This is a genomic window from Cohnella lupini (genome assembly GCF_003386205.1).
Classification (GTDB): Bacteria; Bacillota; Bacilli; order Paenibacillales; family Paenibacillaceae; genus Cohnella; species Cohnella lupini.
Genome location: NZ_QRDY01000005.1, coordinates 196,425 through 217,624, shown reverse-complemented (window position 1 = coordinate 217,624; position 21,200 = coordinate 196,425). Strand labels below are relative to the sequence as shown.

The 21,200-nt window shown below is 53.1% G+C and carries 20 protein-coding genes and 1 pseudogene; 19 read left to right on the top strand and 2 right to left on the bottom strand.

What is annotated here, in order from left to right; translation table 11 throughout:
- Positions 1 to 98: 98 nt before the first annotated feature.
- A complete protein-coding gene (locus DFP95_RS11750; protein ID WP_425453273.1) occupies positions 99 to 3,455 on the top strand; it encodes a DUF5107 domain-containing protein in 3,357 nt (1,118 codons plus the stop codon).
- Between the two features lie 512 nt (positions 3,456 to 3,967).
- Here the strand turns inward: DFP95_RS11750 and DFP95_RS11745 are convergent.
- Entirely contained in the window at positions 3,968 to 4,858 is an 891-nt protein-coding gene (locus DFP95_RS11745; RefSeq protein ID WP_115992805.1) for a sugar phosphate isomerase/epimerase family protein, read from the bottom strand.
- Between the two features lie 132 nt (positions 4,859 to 4,990).
- Here DFP95_RS11745 and DFP95_RS11740 point away from each other — a divergent pair, with 132 nt between their 5' ends.
- Together DFP95_RS11740 and DFP95_RS11735 are read left to right on the top strand one after the other, a co-directional pair.
- Positions 4,991 to 5,872: a helix-turn-helix transcriptional regulator gene (locus DFP95_RS11740; protein ID WP_115992804.1), complete on the top strand. Its 882-nt coding sequence runs from the start codon at positions 4,991 to 4,993 to the stop codon at positions 5,870 to 5,872.
- A 177-nt stretch (positions 5,873 to 6,049) separates the two neighbouring features.
- Positions 6,050 to 6,745 (top strand): TerC family protein, encoded by a 696-nt coding sequence (locus tag DFP95_RS11735; RefSeq protein WP_245987570.1) that lies wholly within the window; start codon positions 6,050 to 6,052, stop codon positions 6,743 to 6,745.
- A 41-nt stretch (positions 6,746 to 6,786) separates the two neighbouring features.
- Here DFP95_RS11735 and DFP95_RS11730 read toward each other — a convergent pair whose 3' ends face one another.
- A complete protein-coding gene (locus DFP95_RS11730; RefSeq protein WP_181907363.1) occupies positions 6,787 to 7,644 on the bottom strand; it encodes a metallophosphoesterase in 858 nt (285 codons plus the stop codon).
- A gap of 70 nt (positions 7,645 to 7,714) precedes the next feature.
- On the opposite strand from DFP95_RS11730, the gene DFP95_RS11725 reads away from it, so the two are divergent.
- From DFP95_RS11725 to DFP95_RS11655, 16 genes and pseudogenes are all read left to right on the top strand, one after another.
- A complete protein-coding gene (locus DFP95_RS11725) occupies positions 7,715 to 9,157 on the top strand; it encodes a nicotinate phosphoribosyltransferase (RefSeq protein WP_115992802.1) in 1,443 nt (480 codons plus the stop codon).
- A gap of 167 nt (positions 9,158 to 9,324) precedes the next feature.
- Positions 9,325 to 9,678: a CidA/LrgA family protein gene (locus tag DFP95_RS11720; protein ID WP_115992801.1), complete on the top strand. Its 354-nt coding sequence runs from the start codon at positions 9,325 to 9,327 to the stop codon at positions 9,676 to 9,678.
- Complete coding sequence (locus DFP95_RS11715; protein WP_245987568.1) at positions 9,675 to 10,367, top strand: LrgB family protein; 693 nt, start codon at positions 9,675 to 9,677, stop codon at positions 10,365 to 10,367. Before DFP95_RS11720 ends, DFP95_RS11715 begins: the two co-directional genes overlap by 4 nt.
- Before the next feature lie 79 nt (positions 10,368 to 10,446).
- Positions 10,447 to 11,289 (top strand): AraC family transcriptional regulator, encoded by an 843-nt coding sequence (locus tag DFP95_RS11710; protein ID WP_115992800.1) that lies wholly within the window; start codon positions 10,447 to 10,449, stop codon positions 11,287 to 11,289.
- A gap of 101 nt (positions 11,290 to 11,390) precedes the next feature.
- Complete coding sequence (locus DFP95_RS11705; protein WP_115992799.1) at positions 11,391 to 12,770, top strand: ADP-ribosylglycohydrolase family protein; 1,380 nt, start codon at positions 11,391 to 11,393, stop codon at positions 12,768 to 12,770.
- Between the two features lie 210 nt (positions 12,771 to 12,980).
- A pseudogene (locus DFP95_RS29330) lies at positions 12,981 to 13,232 on the top strand (YiaA/YiaB family inner membrane protein); the annotation flags it as partial.
- Positions 13,233 to 13,235: 3 nt separating this feature from the next.
- Positions 13,236 to 13,481, top strand: a complete 246-nt coding sequence (locus DFP95_RS29325; protein WP_245987600.1) for a YiaA/YiaB family inner membrane protein — start codon at positions 13,236 to 13,238, stop codon at positions 13,479 to 13,481.
- A gap of 95 nt (positions 13,482 to 13,576) precedes the next feature.
- Positions 13,577 to 14,116 (top strand): MOSC domain-containing protein, encoded by a 540-nt coding sequence (locus tag DFP95_RS11695; protein ID WP_115992798.1) that lies wholly within the window; start codon positions 13,577 to 13,579, stop codon positions 14,114 to 14,116.
- Positions 14,117 to 14,197: 81 nt separating this feature from the next.
- On the top strand, positions 14,198 to 14,863 hold the full coding sequence (locus tag DFP95_RS11690) for an SOS response-associated peptidase (RefSeq protein ID WP_115992797.1): 666 nt from the start codon (positions 14,198 to 14,200) through the stop codon (positions 14,861 to 14,863).
- A 197-nt stretch (positions 14,864 to 15,060) separates the two neighbouring features.
- On the top strand, positions 15,061 to 16,098 hold the full coding sequence (locus DFP95_RS11685) for a Gfo/Idh/MocA family protein (protein WP_115992796.1): 1,038 nt from the start codon (positions 15,061 to 15,063) through the stop codon (positions 16,096 to 16,098).
- A 92-nt stretch (positions 16,099 to 16,190) separates the two neighbouring features.
- The gene (locus DFP95_RS11680; RefSeq protein WP_115992795.1) at positions 16,191 to 16,778 is read left to right on the top strand and encodes a thymidine kinase; all 588 of its coding nucleotides are present in this window, start codon (positions 16,191 to 16,193) and stop codon (positions 16,776 to 16,778) included.
- Positions 16,779 to 16,839: 61 nt separating this feature from the next.
- Positions 16,840 to 17,205 (top strand): ArsR/SmtB family transcription factor, encoded by a 366-nt coding sequence (locus tag DFP95_RS11675; protein WP_115992794.1) that lies wholly within the window; start codon positions 16,840 to 16,842, stop codon positions 17,203 to 17,205.
- 119 nt (positions 17,206 to 17,324) lie between these two features.
- Positions 17,325 to 18,146 (top strand): alpha/beta hydrolase, encoded by an 822-nt coding sequence (locus DFP95_RS11670; RefSeq protein ID WP_115992793.1) that lies wholly within the window; start codon positions 17,325 to 17,327, stop codon positions 18,144 to 18,146.
- Positions 18,147 to 18,161: 15 nt separating this feature from the next.
- A complete protein-coding gene (locus DFP95_RS11665) occupies positions 18,162 to 19,574 on the top strand; it encodes a sensor histidine kinase (RefSeq protein ID WP_115992792.1) in 1,413 nt (470 codons plus the stop codon).
- Positions 19,567 to 20,232 (top strand): response regulator transcription factor, encoded by a 666-nt coding sequence (locus DFP95_RS11660; protein WP_115992791.1) that lies wholly within the window; start codon positions 19,567 to 19,569, stop codon positions 20,230 to 20,232. The genes DFP95_RS11665 and DFP95_RS11660 overlap by 8 nt, the downstream gene beginning before the upstream one ends.
- Positions 20,233 to 20,375: 143 nt before the next feature.
- On the top strand, positions 20,376 to 21,095 hold the full coding sequence (locus DFP95_RS11655; RefSeq protein ID WP_115992790.1) for a YwaF family protein: 720 nt from the start codon (positions 20,376 to 20,378) through the stop codon (positions 21,093 to 21,095).
- Positions 21,096 to 21,200 lie beyond the last annotated feature (105 nt).

Below are 21,200 nucleotides of genomic sequence, written 5' to 3'. Positions count from 1 at the left end.
GTCCATCATAAACCGAATTGCGTGAATTGGCGATACCCTGCATACGGAGTAAAGTAAAGATATGATAAGCAATGGCTTAAGCCGAAGGGGGAATTACATTGACATTGACATCGTCGAATAGAAGCACGGATGCAGCCGTTCGCCTATGGGAAGAGGACGTAGCGATTCCGACTTATGCGATCGGGGAAGCTGACCGCAATCCGATGTTCCTGGAGAAACGCGTGTACCAAGGGAGCTCGGGACGGGTATACCCGCATCCCGTCGTAGACAAGATCGAGGACGAGAAGAAACCGCAAAACTACAGGATGGTCATTCTAGAGAACGAGTTCGTGCGAATCGAGATCATGCCTGAGCTCGGAGGAAGAATCTACCGTGCTCTCGACAAAACGAACGATTACGATTTCGTCTATTATAACCGCGTCATTAAGCCGGCTCTCGTCGGACTCGCGGGACCTTGGATATCCGGGGGCATAGAGTTTAACTGGCCTCAGCATCATCGTCCGAACACCTACGGACCGGTCGAATATAGGCTGTCCGAGAACGAAGACGGGAGCGCGACCGTGTGGATCAGCGAGATCGACCGGATGTACGGCACGAAAGTGACCGCGGGCTTCACCCTCCATCCGGGCAAAGCGTATTTGGAAATTTCGGCTCAGCTCTATAACCGGACTGCCGAGCCGCAAACGTTCCTCTGGTGGGCGAATCCGGCCGTTGCCGTCAACGATCATACGCAATCCGTGTTTCCGCCGGATGTCACCGCGGTATTCGATCACGGGAAAAGAGACGTTTCGCGTTTTCCGATCGCGACGGGCACTTATTACAAGATGGACTATTCCGCCGGGGTGGATATTTCGCGTTACCGCAATATTCCCGTGCCGACTTCCTACATGGCGTACAAATCGGATTACAATTTCGTCGGAGGTTACGACCACGGCGTACAGGCCGGCCTGCTTCACGTCGCTAACCACCATGTCTCGCCCGGCAAGAAGCAGTGGACTTGGGGGAACGGGGAATTCGGGCAAGCGTGGGATCGCAACCTTACGGACGAGGATGGACCCTATATCGAGCTCATGACCGGTGTCTTCACCGATAATCAACCGGATTTCACATGGCTTCAGCCTTATGAGGAAAAGAATTTCACGCAATATTTCATGCCGTACAAGGATATCGGCGTCGTCAAGAATGCCACGATAGACGCAGCGATCAACCTGGAGATCGACGAGAAGAGCCGTCAAGCGACCGTATGGGCTTACGCGACCTCTTCGTTCAAAGGCGCGGTCGTCGAGCTCAAAGGCAAGACTCGCGTATACTTGCGGGAGGAAGCCGAGCTTTCGCCGGTAACGACGTTTAAGTCGGTCGTAACGCTGGATGAAGGAGACTTGGCTCATGATCTTAAGCTAACGGTTCGGGATGCTAAAGGTACATTGCTCGTCTCTTATCGACCGGCTAAGCCATCTCTGGAAGAGGTCCCGGAAGCGGCGAAGCCCCTTCCCGAGCCTCATGAGCTTCGCACGAACGAGGAACTATATTTGGCGGGCTTGCACCTGGAGCAGTACCGTCACGCGACATTCGAACCGGAGGCTTATTATCTCGAAGGTCTCAAGCGGGACCCTGGCGATATTCGCATCAATGTCGCTTACGGGACGCTGCTGCTCCGCCGAGGCTCGTTCGCGGAAGCCGAGACTCACTTCCGGACGGCCGTGAAGTCGCTGAATTGGCGCAATACCAATCCTTACGATAGCGAAGCTCTATACCAGCTCGGCGTTGCGCTTAGGCAGCAAGGCCGCGCGGAGGAAGCATTCGCCGCATTCTACAAATCGACTTGGTCGGCGGCGTGGCAGGACGCCGGATTTTTCTCGCTCGCGCAGATCGCCTGCGAGAAGGGCTCCTACGCGGAAGCCCTGGAGTTGGTCGAACGCTCTTTAATTCGGAATTCCCGCAACTACAAGGCCCGTCACCTGAAAGCGGCGTTGTTAAGGAAGCTGGGAGAGTTCGCTAAGGCAAAGGCGTACGCGGAGGAAACGCTCGCCCTCGATATCGCCGATTTCGGTTCCGCCCGCGAACTTGGACTATCTCTATCGCGTTTGGGAGACGGGAACGGCGCCGATAAGGTTTTGCGGGATCTGGCTCAACTCATGCGCGGCGATCCCCACAATTATTTGAACCTGGCTTCGGATTACGCGGGAAGCGGGTTGTACGACGAGGCGATATCCGTGCTCGCCGTTATCGTTCCCGACGTCGGCGCGAAAGCCTATCCGATGCTGCACTATACGCTTGGTTATTTGCACGAGCTGGCGGGGGATGCGGGATCGGCCGCCGAATATCGTCGCGCCGGCAACGCGGCCGCTCCGGATTATTGCTTCCCGAACAGCTTGTTCGAGCTGGTCGTGCTGCAAAGCGCGATCGACGCGGATGCCGAAGACGACAAAGCTCATTACTATTTGGGCAACTTGCTATACGACAAGAAGAGGCATAAGGACGCAATCGCCCATTGGGAGAAATCCGTTTCCGTCAACGACGAATTTGCGACGGTCCATCGAAATCTCGCTCTAGCCTACTTCAATAAGCTCGGCGATTCCGCCAAATCGCTCGTCTCCCTGGAGAAAGCGTTCGCGCTTCGGCCGGATGATGCCCGCGTGTTCTACGAGCTCGACCAGCTGTACAAGAAGCTCGGATACGCCGCCGGAAATCGCTTCGGGCAATTGGAGAAGCGCAAAGCGCTCGTCGAGAAGCGGGACGATCTCTATTTGGAATTCGTCACCTTGCTTAACGCTCAAGGACGCCACGAGGAAGCCATGTCCGCGTTATCCTCGCGAAGGTTCCATCCATGGGAAGGCGGGGAAGGCAAAGTTACCGGCCAGCACGTATTGACCCGCGTAGAATTCGCGAAGCTGGAGCTTGACGCCGGCCGGTTCGAGCAAGCGATAGTCCATCTGCAGGAAGCGCTAGTCTATCCCGAGAATCTGGGAGAAGGGAAGCTGGCGGGAGCGCAGGAGAACCACGTCTATTACTACCTCGGCTGCGCATACGAAGGGCTTAACGAGCCTATTCGAGCAAGGGAGCATTTCTTATTGGCTTCGAAAGGCTTAGAAGAACCGGCCAGCGCGATGTATTACAACGATCAGCCGCCCGATATGATTTTCTATCAAGGGTTGGCTTGGCATAAGCTAGGCAACGAGAAGGAAGCGAACCGCCGGTTCAATAAGCTGATCGATTACGCGGAGAAGCATTTGCAGGATGATATCAAATTCGACTACTTCGCGGTTTCGTTGCCGGATTTCCTCGTATTCGAAGACGATCTGAACAAACGAAACGAAATTCACTGCCTCTACATGAAAGGGCTAGGCCTCGTCGGTAAACGTCAGTTCGAGGAAGCCAAGACGCAATTCGACGCGGTGCTCGTCATGGACCCGAACCATCAAGGGGCCTCCGTTCACCGTAAATTGTGCGAATAGAACGATAAGGCAAAGCCCCCCGTCCGCTCCATGCTTGTTGGAGTAGATGGGGGGCTTTGTTTGATTTGTTTGACGGAAGTCGAGAATCATACATCACCGATATGCGTGCGTTGTACGAATTCGAGATGTTCTTCCTTAAAAGATGAAGCCTTAGTCGCTATTTCCGACTATGGCGGGTACAAAGGTGCGAGTCCACCCCAAGCCGCGCCAGCAAAGTCGCTTTTTCCGACTATGGCGTGCACAAAGGTGCGAGTCCACCCCAAACCGCGCCAGCAAAGTCGCTATTTCCGACTATGGCGTGCACAAAGGTGAGAGGCCACCCAAGCCGCGCCAGCAAAGTCGCTATTTCCGACTTTGGCGGGCACAAAGGTGAGAGTCCACCCCAAACCGCGCCAGCAAAGTCGCTTTTTCCGACTATGGCGGGCACAAAAGTGCGAATTCACCCCAAGTCGCGCCAGCAAAGTCGCTTTTTCCGACTATTATCGAGTGGAAGATATTAATATTTAGCTAACCTACGCCGGATTAGGCACGAAATCGCCGCCACGGCAGCGTTTCAGGTAATTTAACGCATGCACTTGACCGGTCATCTCGAGCTCGTCCTTATATACCGGATCGTGCCAGCCTTCGATATCGATGGTTCCTTGATACCCCGCTTGCCGCAATATCGTAATGATATCCGTCCAGTTGCTATCGCCGAAGCCCGGCGTGCGATGCCAGACGAAATCTTTCGGTCCGTGGACTCCGTACTCCTTAACGATATCCCATGCGATCGTCGCGTCCTTGCCATGAACGTGAAACACTTTGTTCACCCATTTCCGCAACTGGGGAATCGGATCGATCAGGCTCACCATTTGATGGCAGGGCTCCCATTCGAGGCCGATATTATCCAGCGGAACGGCGTTGAACATCATCTCCCAAGCGGTTGGGTTATGCGCGATATTCCAGTCGCCGGTTTGCCAAGTGCCTCCCATATCGCAATTCTCGAACGCGATCCGTACGCCTTTATCGGCGGCGCGGCGCGTTAGCTCCCCGAATACTTCTTTGAATTTCGGAATGGATTCGTCGATAGGGCGGTCGGTAATTCGTCCCGTGAACCCGTTGACGATATCGGTTCCGAATAGATGGGCATGATCGATCAGGCGCTCCCAGCTTGCGAGCGTATCTTTGTTGTCGCCGGCTCCGGTTAGCGGATTGCCGAACACGCCGATGGCCGAGATAATCGCGCCGCTCTCGGCCACGATATCGCTTACTCGCTTCCCTGTTTCTACTAGATCGACCTCGCCCGTCGTTTGCCAGAAGGTCAGGCTGTAAGATTCGAAGCCATGCTTCGATATTTGCGGAATGACCCGTACGGCGTCTACGCCGCCTACCAACGTACCGATTCTCGGAAAGTTATGTCTCATGATTGATAATCACTCCAATATTGTCGTATGATGACCGCATAGCGCTATTATATCCGCCAATGAATTCGTTTTCTCTATCCGATCTTGTGCTTTATAGGTCTAATATTAAGTTGTAGGAAAGGGGCATCATCGTTGACTTATCCCCTGGAGTTACGCGAAGGGACGAAAGAATGGGATACCCATTATCCCATTCGCATTCATCGTAACCGCGCTAGCGCGAGCTTGAAGGACGACGTTATTCTGTCGCTTCATTGGCATGAATCGTTCGAGATCATAGACATGCAGGCGGGAAGAGCCGTGTTTCATATCGATAGCCATCCTTACGAGGCGCAGGAGGGCGATTTGCTATTCGTTCCTTCAGGCGGGTTGCATATCGGTTACAGCACGGAGGACGGTCCCGTGGAATACGTAGCGATCGTATTCGACGGCGCGTTGGTAAGCAAGCCCGTACATGATCCGGTGTACGATAGGTATATCGTTCCTTATCTGGACGGAAGAGCCTCGTTGCCGGTCAAGATCCGCGCCGAGGAAGCGGAAGAGTTTTACTTGCGCCCTCTCGTCCGAGAGATTACCTCCGAACTTGAGAGACGGGATGACGCGTATCAATTGGTCGTGAAGCATAAGATGGAGCTGCTATTCGCGCTCCTAGCCCGCCGGTTCCTGCCGCGGAAGCTGGCGGAGAAACGGCCGACGACCCGCAACGCTGAGCCGTTCAAACCTCTGGTCGAACATATCAGGAAGCATTACGACGAGCCTTTGTCCATCGAACAAGCAGCCCGCATGGTTAATTTGAATCCGTATTACTTCTGTAAAATCTTCAAAAAGCTGACGGGAAGAACGTTCGTCGATTACGTGAACGGCCATCGGATGAACGAAGCGGAACGCATGCTGCTACATTCCGACCTGAACGTCACCGAAATCGCGGAACGCGTCGGCTGCGGCAATGCCAATTATTTTACGAAGTTATACAAGAAGTACAAGGGAATGCCGCCATCTCAAGCTTTAAGAAGCTAAGCACATTCCGGCCAACTAAATATACGAGGTTACGCTCAAGACCGCTTTCGGCGGTCTTTATCTCATGCGGAAAAACGGCCGGCGGTTATAGAAGGTCATCGGCAATGGGTATAATACTTACGTTAAGGACGAGTAAAGAACGAAGTAGAAATAGGATAAGAGATAGGATGCGATAAGATGCTGGAGAGCGTGCTTCTGCTACTGGAAATTTTGTTGGTCAATATCGTATTAAGCGGCGATAATGCCGTCGTGATCGCCATGGCAAGCAGGAATTTGCCCGAGAATCTTCGTAACCGGGCGATCTGGCTTGGAGCGGTCGGCGCTGTAGTCCTGCGGATTATTCTGTCGGTCGCGGCAGTCGCGTTATTGGATATTCCCGCCGTTCAGATCATAGGTTCGTTGATGCTACTCTATATCGCGATTCAGTTACTTATGGATGATGGGGAATCCAAGGACGTACAAGGAGTCGGCTCCCTTGGTAAAGCGGTCGGAATCATACTGGTGTCGGATTTGGTGATGAGCTTGGATAACGTGCTGGCGATCGCATCGATAGCCAAAGACAATATGTGGCTGATGGTAGCGGGGATCGCTCTAAGCATTCCGCTAATCATATGGGGTAGCCAGCTCATCTTGAAGCTCATCAACCGGTTTCCGGCCGTGGTCTGGGTGGGTTCGGCCATACTTGGCTACACCGCGGGGGAAATGCTGCAAGGTGTCCAGTTCGTTCGGTCGCATCTGCCGAGCTGGGGACGATGGGAATACGGCTGGCTCCCGGTGGCAACCGCAGCGTTCGTTCTTATCGTGGCTTGGGTCTGGAAAAGGACTTCGTCCATGTTATCGCAGAAAGAGTCTGGAGAGAAAAGGATTCAATAGCCGAAAAGGATTCAATAGTCGCGAGGCTGGCTGCCCCGCCCTCACTCGGGGCGGAGCAGCGTAAAGACGCACAATTCCGGTACGCTGCCCAGCCGGATCGGAATTCGCGTCGTGCCGATTCCCCGATTAACGAACAACGTGTAAGGCCGATTTTTGCGGAGTCGTTCCTGCACGCGGTATAATCCGCCTATGTATTTACGTCCGAGCGACGTCCGAATAAGCGCGCCGACTAAGGGCAACGAAACCTGACCGCCGTGGCTATGGCCGGATAACTGCAAATCGATCGGATACCGGGCTAAACTATCCGCCACGTCGGGTTCATGCGCCAGAAGCAGATTGAAATGCCGGTCGTTCAGCTTGGCGAAAGCGGACCTTGCGTTCGGCTTGCCGCAAACGTAATCGTCCAGCCCCGACACGGTGATGAACTCTCCGTCCGGCATCTTGATTCTCTTGCTTTCGTTTAGGAGCATTTCAAAACCCGCGTTCTCAAGGAATGGGCCGGTCGACCGATGTTTCCTCGAATATCCGAAATCGTGATTCCCGTAGACGGCGAATTTGCCGTTCGGCGCTTGAATGAGCGATAGAATAGAGGAAGGATCGTACTTGCTTAGATTTTCGTTTCGGCCCGCATCGAAGAGATCGCCGGTGAACGCGACGATGTCCGGCTTCAAGGAATTGATCTTTTCGACCAGAGCCGCGAGCCTTTTCAAAGAATAGTGGCGGCCGATATGCGTATCGCTAAACTGCACGACGCGGATCCCATGAAAGGTTATGGGAATTTTGTCCGAATAAATATCGTGTTTCGTAATGATCATTCTGCGGGGCTCTATGAGGAATCCATAAGTACATACGGATGCAATTATGATAATGAACAAACCTACGATTAAGAATACATACATGGCGTACCATCCTTTCTCTTTTAAACTTAACATGGAAGGAACAAGAAGAAAAGAAAGGAGCGTCCCCCCGATGAATTACACTGACTTGACTTTACATACCGACAAATATCAGATCAATATGATGTACGCGCACTGGAAGCAAGGGACGATGAACGATAATGCCGTATTCGAGGCTTATTTCCGCAATCTCCCCTTCGGCAACGGGTTTGCCGTATTCGCGGGATTGGAGCGGTTGATCGACTATATCCGCAAGCTCTCATTCGGGAAAGAAATCCTCTCCTATTTACGAAAGCAGGAAGAAGGGTACGAGAAAGGCTTTTTGGAGGAATTAAGTCGCTTTCGGTTCAACGGCAGCATCCATGCCATGCGCGAAGGGACGCTCGTTTTCCCTAACGAACCTATCGTACGGGTTGAAGCTAGAGTATTCGAAGCCCAGCTAGTTGAGACCGCGTTGCTTAATTTCGTCAATTATCAAACCTTGATCGCAACCAAAGCTTCTCGAATCAAGCGGATTGCGCCGGACGAAAGGCTGCTCGAATTCGGGACGAGACGCGCGCAGGAGGCGGATGCGGCGATATGGGGAGCAAGAGCCGCTTATATCGCGGGTTTTCACTCGACTTCGAACATGCGTGCCGGCATGCTTTTCGGAATACCGACATCCGGTACCCATGCCCACTCCTGGGTTCAAGGCCATGAGAGCGAAGAAGAAGCGTTCGGGCAGTTCGCGGAAGCGTTGCCCGATCACGTGACGCTGTTGGTCGATACGTACGATACTTTAAGAAGCGGAATGCCGAACGCGATTAAAATCGCCAAGCAATTGGAAAGTCGAGGCAAGCGGATGAAAGGCATTCGCCTCGATAGCGGAGATTTAGCGTTCTTATCGAAGAAAGCGCGAACGATGTTGGACGAAGCCGGGCTTTCGTACGTGAAGATAGTCGCTTCGAACGATCTGGACGAGAATATAATCGCCGATCTCAAAGCCCAGGGAGCTAGAATCGACGTCTGGGGAGTCGGAACGAAACTGATAACTGCATACGATCAGCCCGCGCTAGGCGCCGTATATAAATTGGTCGCCCGAGAGCGCGCGGGGGAGCTCGTGCCGGTTATTAAAATTTCCGGAAATCCGGAGAAAATAACGAATCCGGGCGTTAAAAACGTCCATCGAATCATAGACAAGCGAACGGGAATGGCGGTGTCGGATTATATGAGCATGACGGAGGAGACGGAAGTGCGGGAAGGGAGAGCCATTAAGCTGTTCGACCCCGTTCATTCGCATCGCGTCAAGCTCGTAGAGGAATATGATTCGATCCCTCTGCTACATTCCATATTCTCTGCGGGAAAACTAACGTACGAAATGCCGAATCTCGAGCAGATCCGAAGCTATCACGAGTCGCAGATCGCCTTATTCTGGCCGGAGCATCTACGAAAGCTGAATCCGGAAGGGTATACCGTCAATTTCAGCGAGAAAATATGGGAGCTTAAGATGAAGTTGATTCGAGAGCATCGTAAATGATAGACTACATGGATGTCTTTGGCCATTGCGAGTGACGGAGTATCCTTATCTTACGGCTAACACCGACGCGCGAACGTCCGGGGTTAGCTTTTTCTAATGGCAAGGAATCGTCTCTCGCACGTCGAATAATTGAACCGGACATACGAAATCGAAGGAGCGACGAAATTATGGGAGGCTTGGCTATTCTATTCGGTTATCAATGCATAGGCTATGCGGCTCATCGCTTTTTGGAAGTCCCTCTTCCCGCGAACGTCATCGGGCTCATCTTGCTGGTCGTTTCCTTATTTTGCGGTTGGGTGAAGGTAGAGTGGATCGAGCTGTCCGCGCAGTTCTTGCTCAAACATATGATGATTTTCTTCGCGCCGACGATCGTCGGGACGATCGTCTTCTTCTCCAGAATCGGCGACGAGTGGGTCTCGATTACCTTAAGCCTTGTCGGAAGCGCGCTTACCGTGCTTCTCGTTACCGGCTGGACGACTGCTTGGTTAGTCAAGCGGAAGCCGAAGGGGGAAGGCGCGTGACGGCGATCGAAGAAATAACTAGGCAACCGTTATTCGGAGTGGCGTTGACCGTGGTATTCTACGCGATAGCCCAAACGTTAAACCGAAGATGGAGATGGCTGCATCCGTTGTTCGTCACGGCGGGAGGGATGATCGTGCTCCTAGTGGCCTGCAATATTCCTTACGAAAATTATAAGGCGGGAGGCGACATCGTCACCTTCTTCTTGGGACCCGCGACAGTTGCTTTGGCGGTGCCCTTGTATAAGTCGGCGCAAGCGATGAAGGGAAAGATCCGGGCAATCGTGCTCGGTTCGGCAATCGGTTCGCTTAGCGGCTTGCTTTCCGTGGCTTTGCTCATGTGGGCGTTAAACGGCGTAAAGGATACGATGCTGTCCATGCTGCCGAAATCGGCGACGTCGCCGATCGCGATCGAGCTCGCGCGCCAGCTGGGCGGGACGCCGGAATTGGGCGGAGTGTTCGCGGTGCTTACTGGATTGCTAGGCAGCATGGTCGGACCGTTGTTGTTGCGCAAGGCGGGAGTCCGTAGCGATATTGCAATCGGCACGGCGGTCGGCACGGCTTCCCACGGAATCGGTACGGCTCGATTATTGCGGGACTCCGAGCTTCGGGGAGGGGTGAGCGGTTTCGCGATGGGGCTCTCCAGCATCATCACTCCGTTGCTGTGCATCCCGATATATTGGTTGACGTAATAAGGTGAATGCTTGGATAAAGATGACGGACGTCGTAAAATGAAGGAAACGACTATTCCATCCATCGGAGGGGTTTCCCATGCAGGAGCTATTCGGCTTCGAAGCTCCGCTTCCTTTTCATATTTTCCGGTACGGCCCGCCTACCGTGCTTAAAGAACAGCATTGGCACTCCTTCTACGAGATCGGATATTGTTACGAAGGCAGCGGCGCCTTTCATATCGGCGAAAGAACGCTGGAGGTCGCGGCAGGCGATATTTTGCTGTTCCCGCCCTATGAACCGCATATCGGAGTTTCCGGAGAGAACGGCTCGTTCGGATTTTATTTCCTGTATTTCGGAGAGGAAATCCTTCCCGAGGACAACCGACAGCTGCTGCTGACCTTTAGGCAAACGGTTCTCCGCAAGGAATCGGACATCGCGCGAAATTGTCCCGGATTCCCGGATCTCGAAACGTTCTTCCGATCGCTGATGCAAGAATACGAATCGAAGCGTTCCTCATACGAAGCTTTGCTTCGTTCCAAGATGCTTGAGCTGTGCGTAAGGCTACACCGACTGGAAGAAACGTATTATTCCAAGGAAAATTGGAATGGCATGCTGAGAAGCTTGAGCAAGATCAAGCCGGCATTGGAGTTCGTGGAGAAGCATTACGCCGAGCCAATAGATTTGCATGACCTTGCGAGCGTGTTATCCCTAAGCGAATCGAGAGCGAGGCATCTGTTCAAGGAATGCGTAGGCAAAGGCTTCAAGGAGTACCTTGCTTTCGTCAGGATCCAGCAGGCCAAGCGGATGCTCTCGCAGGGCGACCTGAGCGTTACGGATATTTACATGGCCTGCGGCTATTCCAGCTCGGCTCCGTTTTACCGAACCTTCCAACAGCTTGTCGGTTTATCCCCTCTGCAGTTCCGCAATCGCTCCTTTTCTTGAAGAGAATAGCCGAAATTAAGAATGTTAAGCTAGAGAACGGGAAGATCGCCGGGCGGAAAAGAGTTATCTTAGGGAGAGACGAGACCTAGGGAGCGATGAAGATGGCCGGTTGGGATACGCTGAGGAATTTGGTTAAGCTGGAAATCGTGCAGCGGCGCGAAGAGGGCTGCAACGTTGAAGGATTCGAGAGCAAATGGGAAGAAGCCGGAGAAGACGAGCGGCGACTGATGACGATATACGACGAGCTGGCGAAGCTGCCGATCGAACCGGATTATCCGTTCGACGAACCGTCGGAGCTGGAGGAGATCAAGCGCTTGCGTCCGTCGGGAGCGTTGATTTCGTTCGCGGAACCGGGAGAATCGGAATGGCGCGATAAGTTTCGCGGGGCATGGCTCGGCCGCCTTAGCGGGTGCGCGTTAGGCAAACCGCTCGAAGCGGGACACATGATGGGCGGAGGAGCCGGAAATCCCGGCTGGAAGAACGTCCAGTTATGGTTCGAAGGCGCGGACGCATGGCCGATTCGCGGCTATACGCCGGAGCATTCCAGAGCCGAGCAAGCCGGCATCGATATTTCCAGATGGTGCTTGCGCAGCACCCGTGAGCGCATCGCGTTCATGGAAAGCGACGACGATGTCCGCTATACGCTGTTAGGCCTTATCATGCTCGAGGAAAAAGGATTGGATTGGGATTCGTGGAACATCGGCAAGCTCTGGCACGGACGGCTTACTTATAGCCAAGTTTGCACGGCGGAAACTCAAGCCTACTTGAACTTCGCGCAGGTGTCGGCTCATATGTCATGGGATAAGCCGGAAGATTGGAACAGGAAGAAGGATTGGGTCAGAACGCATTTGAACCCGTATCGCGAATGGATCGGCGCGCAGATTCGGGCGGACGGGTTCGCTTACGGAGCCGCGGGCAATCCGGAGCTAGCAGCGGAGCTGGCTTGGCGCGACGCCTCCTTCTCGCACGTGAAGAACGGAATTTACGGAGAGATGTTCGTCGCCGCCATGATCGCCGCCGCTTTCGTCGAAACCGATCCGGAGAAAATCATATCCGCCGGATTAGGACAAATCCCTTCGACCTCGCGGCTAGCCCACGATATACGGAAGGCGGTCGAGATCGCGCGCGACACCGAAGATCAAGTCGAGCTGGTCAGCCGAATTTGGGAAGCATTCAAGCACTACGACCCGGTTCACACGAACAATAACGCCGCATTGGTCGCCGCGTCTCTCATCTATGCCAAGGGGGATTTCGAGAAAGGCATCACGACGGCCGTATTGGGAGGTTGGGATACGGACTGCAACGGGGCGACGGTAGGCTCCATCCTCGGAGCAAGCCTTGGAGCGGATGCATTGCCGGCTTCCTGGATCGATCCCTTAAACGATACTTTATATGCGGACCTTCATGGGTTCCACCCGATCTCCATCTCGGAATGCGCGGATAGAAGCTATCGGGTTTTCAATAAATTGCGGACCCGATAATATTGGCGAGCGTGTTACGTCTTAATTAACGGCTTTTTACGTCTTACCCCAACGACTTCACCTCTCTGCCGAGCTTGCTCCGGGGCGGGGAAGTCGTTTTTTTGTTATTGCGTCGGTTCGGTACTACAAGAAGATGGTACTATTCGTTAATCGGCGATCGTTCTATGATGAATTTATCGAAACGACCCACTATTAGGAGGATACATCATCATGGAAGAGAAAAGCCCGATTCCGGTTCAGAGCACAAGACGCACGAACAACTTCTACCGCCGCAGGAATACCCCGACCTACACGTTCATGGCTTGGGGGGCTTTCGTTCTTGCATTCGGCTTCGAATTCGGCGGCATTTACTCTTTGGAGCAGCCTCTTTCCGTGAGGGGATATTACGCGGCTGTCGCGATTCTGCTCATCATTACCTCGTTCGTCCTGCAGAAGGTCATAAGAGACAACGACGAAGACCATTATTTGCGCGAGCTTAATCATAATCACCGCAAACGGAACACGTCGGCGTTTACTTTCCTTTCATGGATCGGGTTCGTGCTGGCGGCTTTGTTCGAATTCGTCGGACTGTCTACGTTGGAGGAACCGTTCTACGTCGTCGGTTATTACGCGATTGCCGCGGCATTCCTGATCGTGACGAGCTTAGTGCTGCAGAAAACGATTCGCGATAACGAGGAAGACAAAATAAATAACGGCTCTTTCGAGGATTGATTCACGATTATCGGTTAATCTGAGAATGAAAGGCAAGATCGGTCCGCAACCTAGGGATTCGGTATCAGATACGATGTTAGGGAGGAATTTGAAGCATGAACGAAGTCGTAGTCGTCTCCGTGCTGAAGGCCGATGATACCGCTACTTTCGCGACATCGGAAGCGCCAAGCATACAGGTGGAGCTCGGAGGGATTCCCGGCGATCGGCATTTCGGCATTTTGGTGCCTTCCGATTCCCGTCAGACGATCTATCCTCGCGGAACGATGATCGCCAATCGGCGCCAGCTCAGCATCGTATCCGTGGAAGAATGCCGCGAAATCGCCGAGCGGATGGGCGTTCCGGAGATCAAGCCGGAGTGGCTTGGAGCCAACATATTGGTTAGCGGGTTGGATAAACTGACCGCTCTTCCTCTAGGCATGAGAATGCTGTTCCCGGACGGGACCGGATTGATCTGCGAAGGAGAGAACGAGCCCTGTCTCGACCCTGGTAAATTAATCGGCAAGATTTATGGCCGCGAGGAAATCGCTTCCAAGTTCGTGAAAGCCGCATACAAACGGAGAGGAATCGTCTGTTCCGTCGAGCGGGAGGGGAAGATCGCCAAAGGGGATGCCGTGCGTATCGTGAAGCTGTCATAAGCGGAAGTCATGGAGATACATAATTTACCTGAGATTGGCCCACACTAAGTGGATTAAATCCGCGGAAATGGGCTGATAAGCATGTGCAATCGATTTTCTTTAACGGCGGAGTTATCGGAATTAACCGAGGACTTCCGTATCGACAGCGTTCGGGTTCCGTATTCAAGAAGGTATAACATTGCCCCCACGCAGCAAATTCCGATCATTCAACAAATCGGAGAACTGCGTTGCCTTAACCAACAGCGTTGGGGCTTGATGCCGTATTGGGGGAAAAATTCGGTTCATGCGAACTTGGAGACGATAGGGGAAAGAAAATACCTTCGTTCGATGCTGATGAAAAAAAGATGCGTCGTTCCGTGTAGCGGATTCTATATTTGGAAGCAGGAAGGCAAGAGCAAAGCGGCGTGGAGAGTCGTGCATCGGACGAAATCCACGTTCGCGATACCCGGCATCTTCGACGTATGGTTGGATTCGGAGAAAAACGAATATCCGATGTGCACCGTTATTACGAGCGGGTCGGCCTTCGATACCGATCATCCGTTGCCCGTCATGCTGGACGAACGGTCGATGGACGTATGGCTCGATCCGGAAGAGAAGCGAACGGAACGATTGCAAACGCTCCTTCGCGCGCTTCCGGAAGCCGATTTCCGAACGTACCCGGTTACGCCGTTCGTCGAGAACGTAGCATGGGAAACGCCGGATTGCATCGCGGAGATCGTACCGAGTCTGGCACTGGCCAAAATCTAACGATCAGACGATTAGGCGGCATGCGAGCCATTAGGCTTGCATGCTTTCTTTTTATTGCAAAGAGCCGACAATATCGTGCTAGTAAAGGTCAGGATTGTATAGAGAAACTTCCGAATCGGGCGAATATAATAGGGGAATAAGATATTCTCTTAGCAAGATAAGAGTGATATTCTCCATGACGAAGGAGTCGATGTTCCATGACGCATTCTTATAAGATCGCCGTAGCGGGCTGCGGAGGAATGGCCAACACTTGGGTGAAGTACGCGATGGAGAGGCCAGATGCCGAGATCGTGGCGCTAATCGATATCAAGCAGGAATTCGCCCAAGCGATGGCGGATCGCCACGGTTTAACCTGCCGCACGTTTACGGATCTGAAGCAGGCCATCGAAGAGACGGGAGCAAATCTCGTATTCGATATCACGATTCCGGCCAGTCATTTTGCCATCAGCACGACGGCCATGAACTCGGGATGCGACGTCTTCGCGGAGAAACCGCTGGCCGAGAAGCTGTCGGAATGCCAAGAGATCATCCGGGTATCGGATCGGACGGGACGCACGCATAACGTTATGCAGAACAGACGTTACGATGTTCGGATTCGCGCGCTTCGTGAGCTGATTACGGACGGCCATATCGGCAAACCGGGTTATGTCGGCGCTGACTTCTTCTTAGGCCCGCATTTCGGAGGTTTCCGCGATGCGATGGATAGTCCGCTTCTGCTCGACATGGCCATCCACACTTTCGATCAGGCGAGGCTCATTCTGGGAGCAGATCCGGTATCGGTTTATTGCCAGGAATTCAATCCCGTAGGATCATGGTATGCGGGACAAGCCGCCGCTATCTGCATATTCGAGATGTCGGACGGCTCCGTATTCTGTTATCGCGGCTCTTGGTGCTCGGAAGGAGCCCCGACTTCTTGGGAAGCCGAATGGAGGGTGACGGGAGAGAAGGGAACGGCGATCTGGGACGGCAAGGGCAATCCTTACGCCGAAGCGGTCGCGCCCGGCGATCAGGAAGGCAACTTCGTTCGGGAATTCGTACGCATCGACGCTAACGTTCGGGAACAAGCGGATTCGTTCCATGAAGGCTGTCTGAACGAAATGTTCGCCGCACTGAAGGAAGGCCGACGGGCTGAGACCGATTGCCGAGACAACATTCACAGCATGGCGATGGTTCTTGGAGCGATCGAGAGCTCGAAGACGGGCCGGAAGGTGTTTTTATCGGAAATGATGGGCTAGTCCAATCGCCGCTATCCGACACGATTCCCTATGGAAACAACCTTATCTAATGTATAATGGTTGCTATCCAACATCGTTGCGGAGGTAGCATAGTGGCTCAGTTATATTTCAAATACGGTACGATGAATAGCGGCAAATCGTTCGAGATTATTAAGGTAGCCCACAATTACGAGGAGCAAGGGAAGCCCGTATTGATCTTCACTCCGTCGATCGATACGAGGAACGGCTCGGATCAGGTCGGCTCTAGGGTAGGGTTTACGCGTCCGGCCATAACCGTCGACGAGAACACGAACCTGTACGACTCGGTCGTCACTCAGCTATCCGGCTCCGGAAGATTTTTCTGCGTGCTCGTGGACGAAGCGCAATGGTTGAAAAAACACCACATCGTCGAGCTAACCCGCGTCGTCGACGAATTGAACGTCCCGGTAATGGCTTTCGGATTGAAGAACGACTTTCAGAACGAGCTGTTCGAAGGAAGCTACAACCTGCTCGTGTACGCGGACAAAATCGAGGAAATCAAAACGATATGCTGGTACTGCGACCGCAAGGCCACGATGGTCATTCGGTTCAAAGACGGCGTTCCGGTCAACGAGGGCGATCAGATTCAAGTCGGCGGAAGCGAAGACTACAAGCCGGTATGCCGCCGCTGCTATAACGAAGCGTTTAAGTCCAGATCGTAACCTTTCCGAAAAGAACGGAAATTGTTATAATGGCTAAAACGATTGTCCCGAAGGTGATGGAATGGAGAAGCTAACGGTCGAGACGTGCGATACGGCTTGCGCGGGAACGGATACCGATTTGGCCGAAGTGAAACGAAAGATGGTCGACGATGCAACCGCGCATGAATTGGCGGATTTATTCAAGGCGCTAAGCGATCCGACCAGGGTGAAGTTGATCGGCGCATTGTTGATCGACGAGCTATGCGTGCATGACCTGGCCGAATTGCTGGGCATGGGGCAGTCGGCTATCTCTCATCAGCTTCGTTATTTAAGGAACGTGAGAATCGTCAAACGGCGCAAAGCGGGGAAAACCGTCTACTATTCGTTGGACGATTCGCATATCGAGCAATTATTCGTACTGACGATGCAGCATCTGAAGCACGAATAGCGACGATAGCCATAGTTAACGGATGGAGATGCCGATCTCGGGCATCTCTTTTTTGTTGTCGATTCCCATGTAAGCCATTACAATGTAATCAGATCGCAATTTGGTCGGAGTCAACGAGAATGAGAGGGATTACATTGACCGCAAACGACAAAGAATGGATTGTTTTATGGCCGGAAGGCGCGCCTTTGGCGCAAGGAAGCACGGAGGAAGATATCCCGGCTATTCAAGCGTTTCCTGTTCAAGGCGTAGGCAGGGGAGCCGTCGTCGTATGTCCGGGCGGAGGATACGGGATGCGCGCCGGTCACGAGGGCGAGCCGATCGCTTTATGGCTTAACAGCTTGGGCATTCATGCCTTCGTCCTGAGATACAGAGTCGCGCCATACAGATATCCATGCGCGTTGACCGACGTTCAGAGGGCGGTACGCTACGTGCGGCATCATTCCGGCGAATGGGGAATCAACGCCGGCAAAATCGGCGTATTGGGCTTCTCGGCGGGCGGACATTTGACCGCGTCGATCGGTACCCATTACGATTCCGGTAATCCGGAAGCCATGGATCCGATCGATAGACAATCATGTCGCCCCGACGCGATCCTTCCCTGCTATCCGGTCATTACGCTGAAGCCTCCGTTCTACCATGGAGGGTCGGCGATTAATCTTCTTGGCGACAATCCGGATCCGGAGTTGATAGAGTTATTGAGCTGCGAAGGACAAGTCACGCCGGATACGCCGCCTACGTTCATCTGGCATACGTCGGACGACGCCGCCGTGCCCGTCGAGAACGCGTTGCTCTTCGCCGCGGCGCTTAGCAAGAACAAAGTTCCGTTCGATTTGCACGTGTACGAGCATGGTTCTCATGGACTCGGCTTAGCCGAAGCCAATCCTCACGTGAAATCATGGACCGCCGTTTGCGGTACATGGTTGGAAAGCCAGCAATTCTAAGATAGGAGCTATCCCATGCTTGTCGTTTGGATCGCCTTATGGGCAGTCGCTCTTATATTGTTATTGGCCGACCGCCGTTCGAGCGTAAACCGTCGGTTAAGCGCGGTTGCCCTTTGCGGGGGAGCGGGAGCGCTAGCCGCTACGCTGGACGACGTATTCCTGCCATATTTGCATGCCAATCAACCGAACGCCGGCTTGGAGGACGCCTTATATACGCTCCAGGCCGGAGCTTCGTTGACTTCGTATTACGGACTGCCTTATACGTTCCTGCTATTCGCTATCGCATATAAGCCCCTCTCTTATTCCCGCGGGACTCTACGCATGGTTTCTTTCGCTTTACTGATCCCCATCATACTAAGCACGATATTTACGCCTCCATATAATGAATATCATCCGATCACGCATTCCGTCGTCATTTGGTGGGCAGCGCCTTATTTTTTAGCGGCAGCGGCCATCGTATTGTCTAAGAAAACCGGTCATTACTCGTTATCCCATTCTCATTGGATCATCTGTCTCGCAGTCTTGCCGACGGTTCTCTTCTCGATGGCGATGAGTTACGTTCTTCCGAGCTTCGGAATATTAAGAATGTGGAAATATAACGTTTGGTTCGTATTCGTCGGAGTCGCGGTATTCCTGATCGGGTTGTTCACGTACGGATTTTTAGGGGTAAGGGTATTCATCGATAAGCGAAGATTGGATTCCGCTTTACGCGCGGTTACTTCGGGAACGGCGATACTGCATCACGCGATTAAGAACGACGTAGGAAAGATGCGATTGTTCACCGAGAAAATGAAGTCGTACGCGGCGGCTACGAATCAGCCCGAGCTATTGGACGATATCCTAGTCGTCCAGAACGCTTCTGCCCATATCCAAGAGATGATCTCCCGCGTGCATCGCCGAACGGAGGATCTTGAGCTGCGGCCTGGCGAGGCTGAGCTGGAGACGCTCGTAAGAAACGTCGCGAAGCAGCATGAACCGAGGTTGAAAGAGATCGAGCTGCAAATCGCGATTCCCTCGGGTTGGTTTTGTACGCTCGATGCGGCGCAGGTAGGCGAATCGCTTAACAACTTGATCTCGAACGCGATCGACGCGATGGACGGACGAGGCCGATTATTTCTCGTGCTTCGGGAGAGCAAGAAGGAGCTGATTTTGGAAGTCCGGGATACGGGACCCGGTATGGACAAGACGCAAACGGCGAAGGCTCTCGAACCGTTCTATACGACGAAAGGCCATAGGGAAACGAGCTTCGGTCTCGGATTGCCCTATGCCTATTACGTAATGCGTAAGCACGGCGGAGCGCTTCATATCCGGAGCAAGCCGGGCGTGGGCACGCGCGCTTATATGATTTTCCCGAAACGCAGCATCAAAGCGAACAGAAAAATACAAGAAGCGGAGTCGATCGCGGAAGGGAGAGAGGTTCATGGATAACGTCAAAGTATGGATCGTCGAAGATGACAGGGACTGGCTTCGCGGGCTGGTAGCGTTCTTAGGCAGCCAAGCGGGGATCGAGGTAACCTTTGCGTCGGACGATCCGGAAGCCTTGAGAGTTGCGCTCGGGGAAAGAGACGAGAAAACATCGGCGGACGTCGTGCTTATGGATATTATGCTGCACGGAGTGCCTGCCGGAATCGGTCTGGCCGAAGAGGTGGCCGTCTCGACCGGCGCGCGCGTCATCATGTTGACGTCGATGGAAGAGAAGGAGTTTATTTTCCGTTCTTTTCAGGCAGGGGCAATCGATTATCGGATCAAATCGGATTTTGAAGGACTACCCGAGGCGATCAGAGCTGCCGCGAGAAGGGAGTCCCCGATCAGCTCCGCGGCGGCGGAAAGGATGAGAGAGGAATTCCGCAGGCTGAAGCGGCTCGAACGGGATTTCGAAACGAAGAAAATGCAGGATTTGATTACGCCGGCGGAGCTTGAGCTACTCAAGCTCGTAGATAAGGGCTACACCCAATCCGAAATCGCCGGGCGTCTCTTCGTATCCATTCGCACGGTCAAAAACCATATCAACCACATTCTCAAGAAGCTAGGCTCCAAAGGCTCCAAAGAAGCGGCGCAAGACGCGAAGGAGAAAGGGTTGTTCTAACGCACACCTCGGTTGGAATCATGGCTAGTTAATCGAATATCGCTTGCAAGGCAAGGGTACCATATAAAGTTGGTACTATTTTTTTTGCTCGCTAAACCTAGAATAAAGATATAAGAAGGAAGCAGGCGGAAAGGGGTGCGGAAATGGCGTTCGAAGCATTCTCGTTGGCTCACGGATTAGGTGTCGCGATCGCCGCGGCTATTCTCTTGGGCATCGTGGTTTTCCGCGGAAAGCTAAGGGAGAAGAGAACAAACCGCGTAGCCAGATACGCTCTTGTCGCAATACTCGTCGGGTGCGAACTGTCGCTTCAGGCTTGGTATGGCTTGACGGATAATTGGGGTTTGCAATCCTTGCCTTTCCAGCTTTGCAGCATCATGATGTGGTTATCCGCCCTGTTGCTCCTTACCCGTAACCGCCATCTATACGAAATGACTTTTTTCCTAGGCATCATGGGCGCACTGCAGGCTCTTATTACGCCGAATTTGGACGCTTCCTATCCCGAGTTTCGTTACTTTCACTTTTTCATCGCCCACGGCGCGATTATTGGTTCCAGCGTTTTTCTGACCGTAATCGAGGGTTACCGTCCGACCCTAGGATCGGTATTCCGGGCTATTGGTTGGCTTCACGTCTTAGCCATTCCCGCTGCGATAGCCAATAGCTTATCCGGCAGTAACTTCATGTTCCTCGCCCGCAAGCCCGATACGGCTTCGATGCTGGATTTACTCGCGCCTTGGCCATGGTATCTCCTTCAATTGGAGCTTGTGGCGCTTGCGCTTTGCATGGGTCTATTCGGACTCGTGAGGGTGCTCGATCGGTTAATGCCGGCTAAACGAAATCGTTCTTCCGAATCTACGGGGAGCTGAGCCGGTTAAGGCAATTGACCGAATCCGATATTCGATCTCCGGAAATCGGACTATCCCTGACCGATGTTAGCATGTAAAATAATGGTGACTTAAAGGGATGGAATT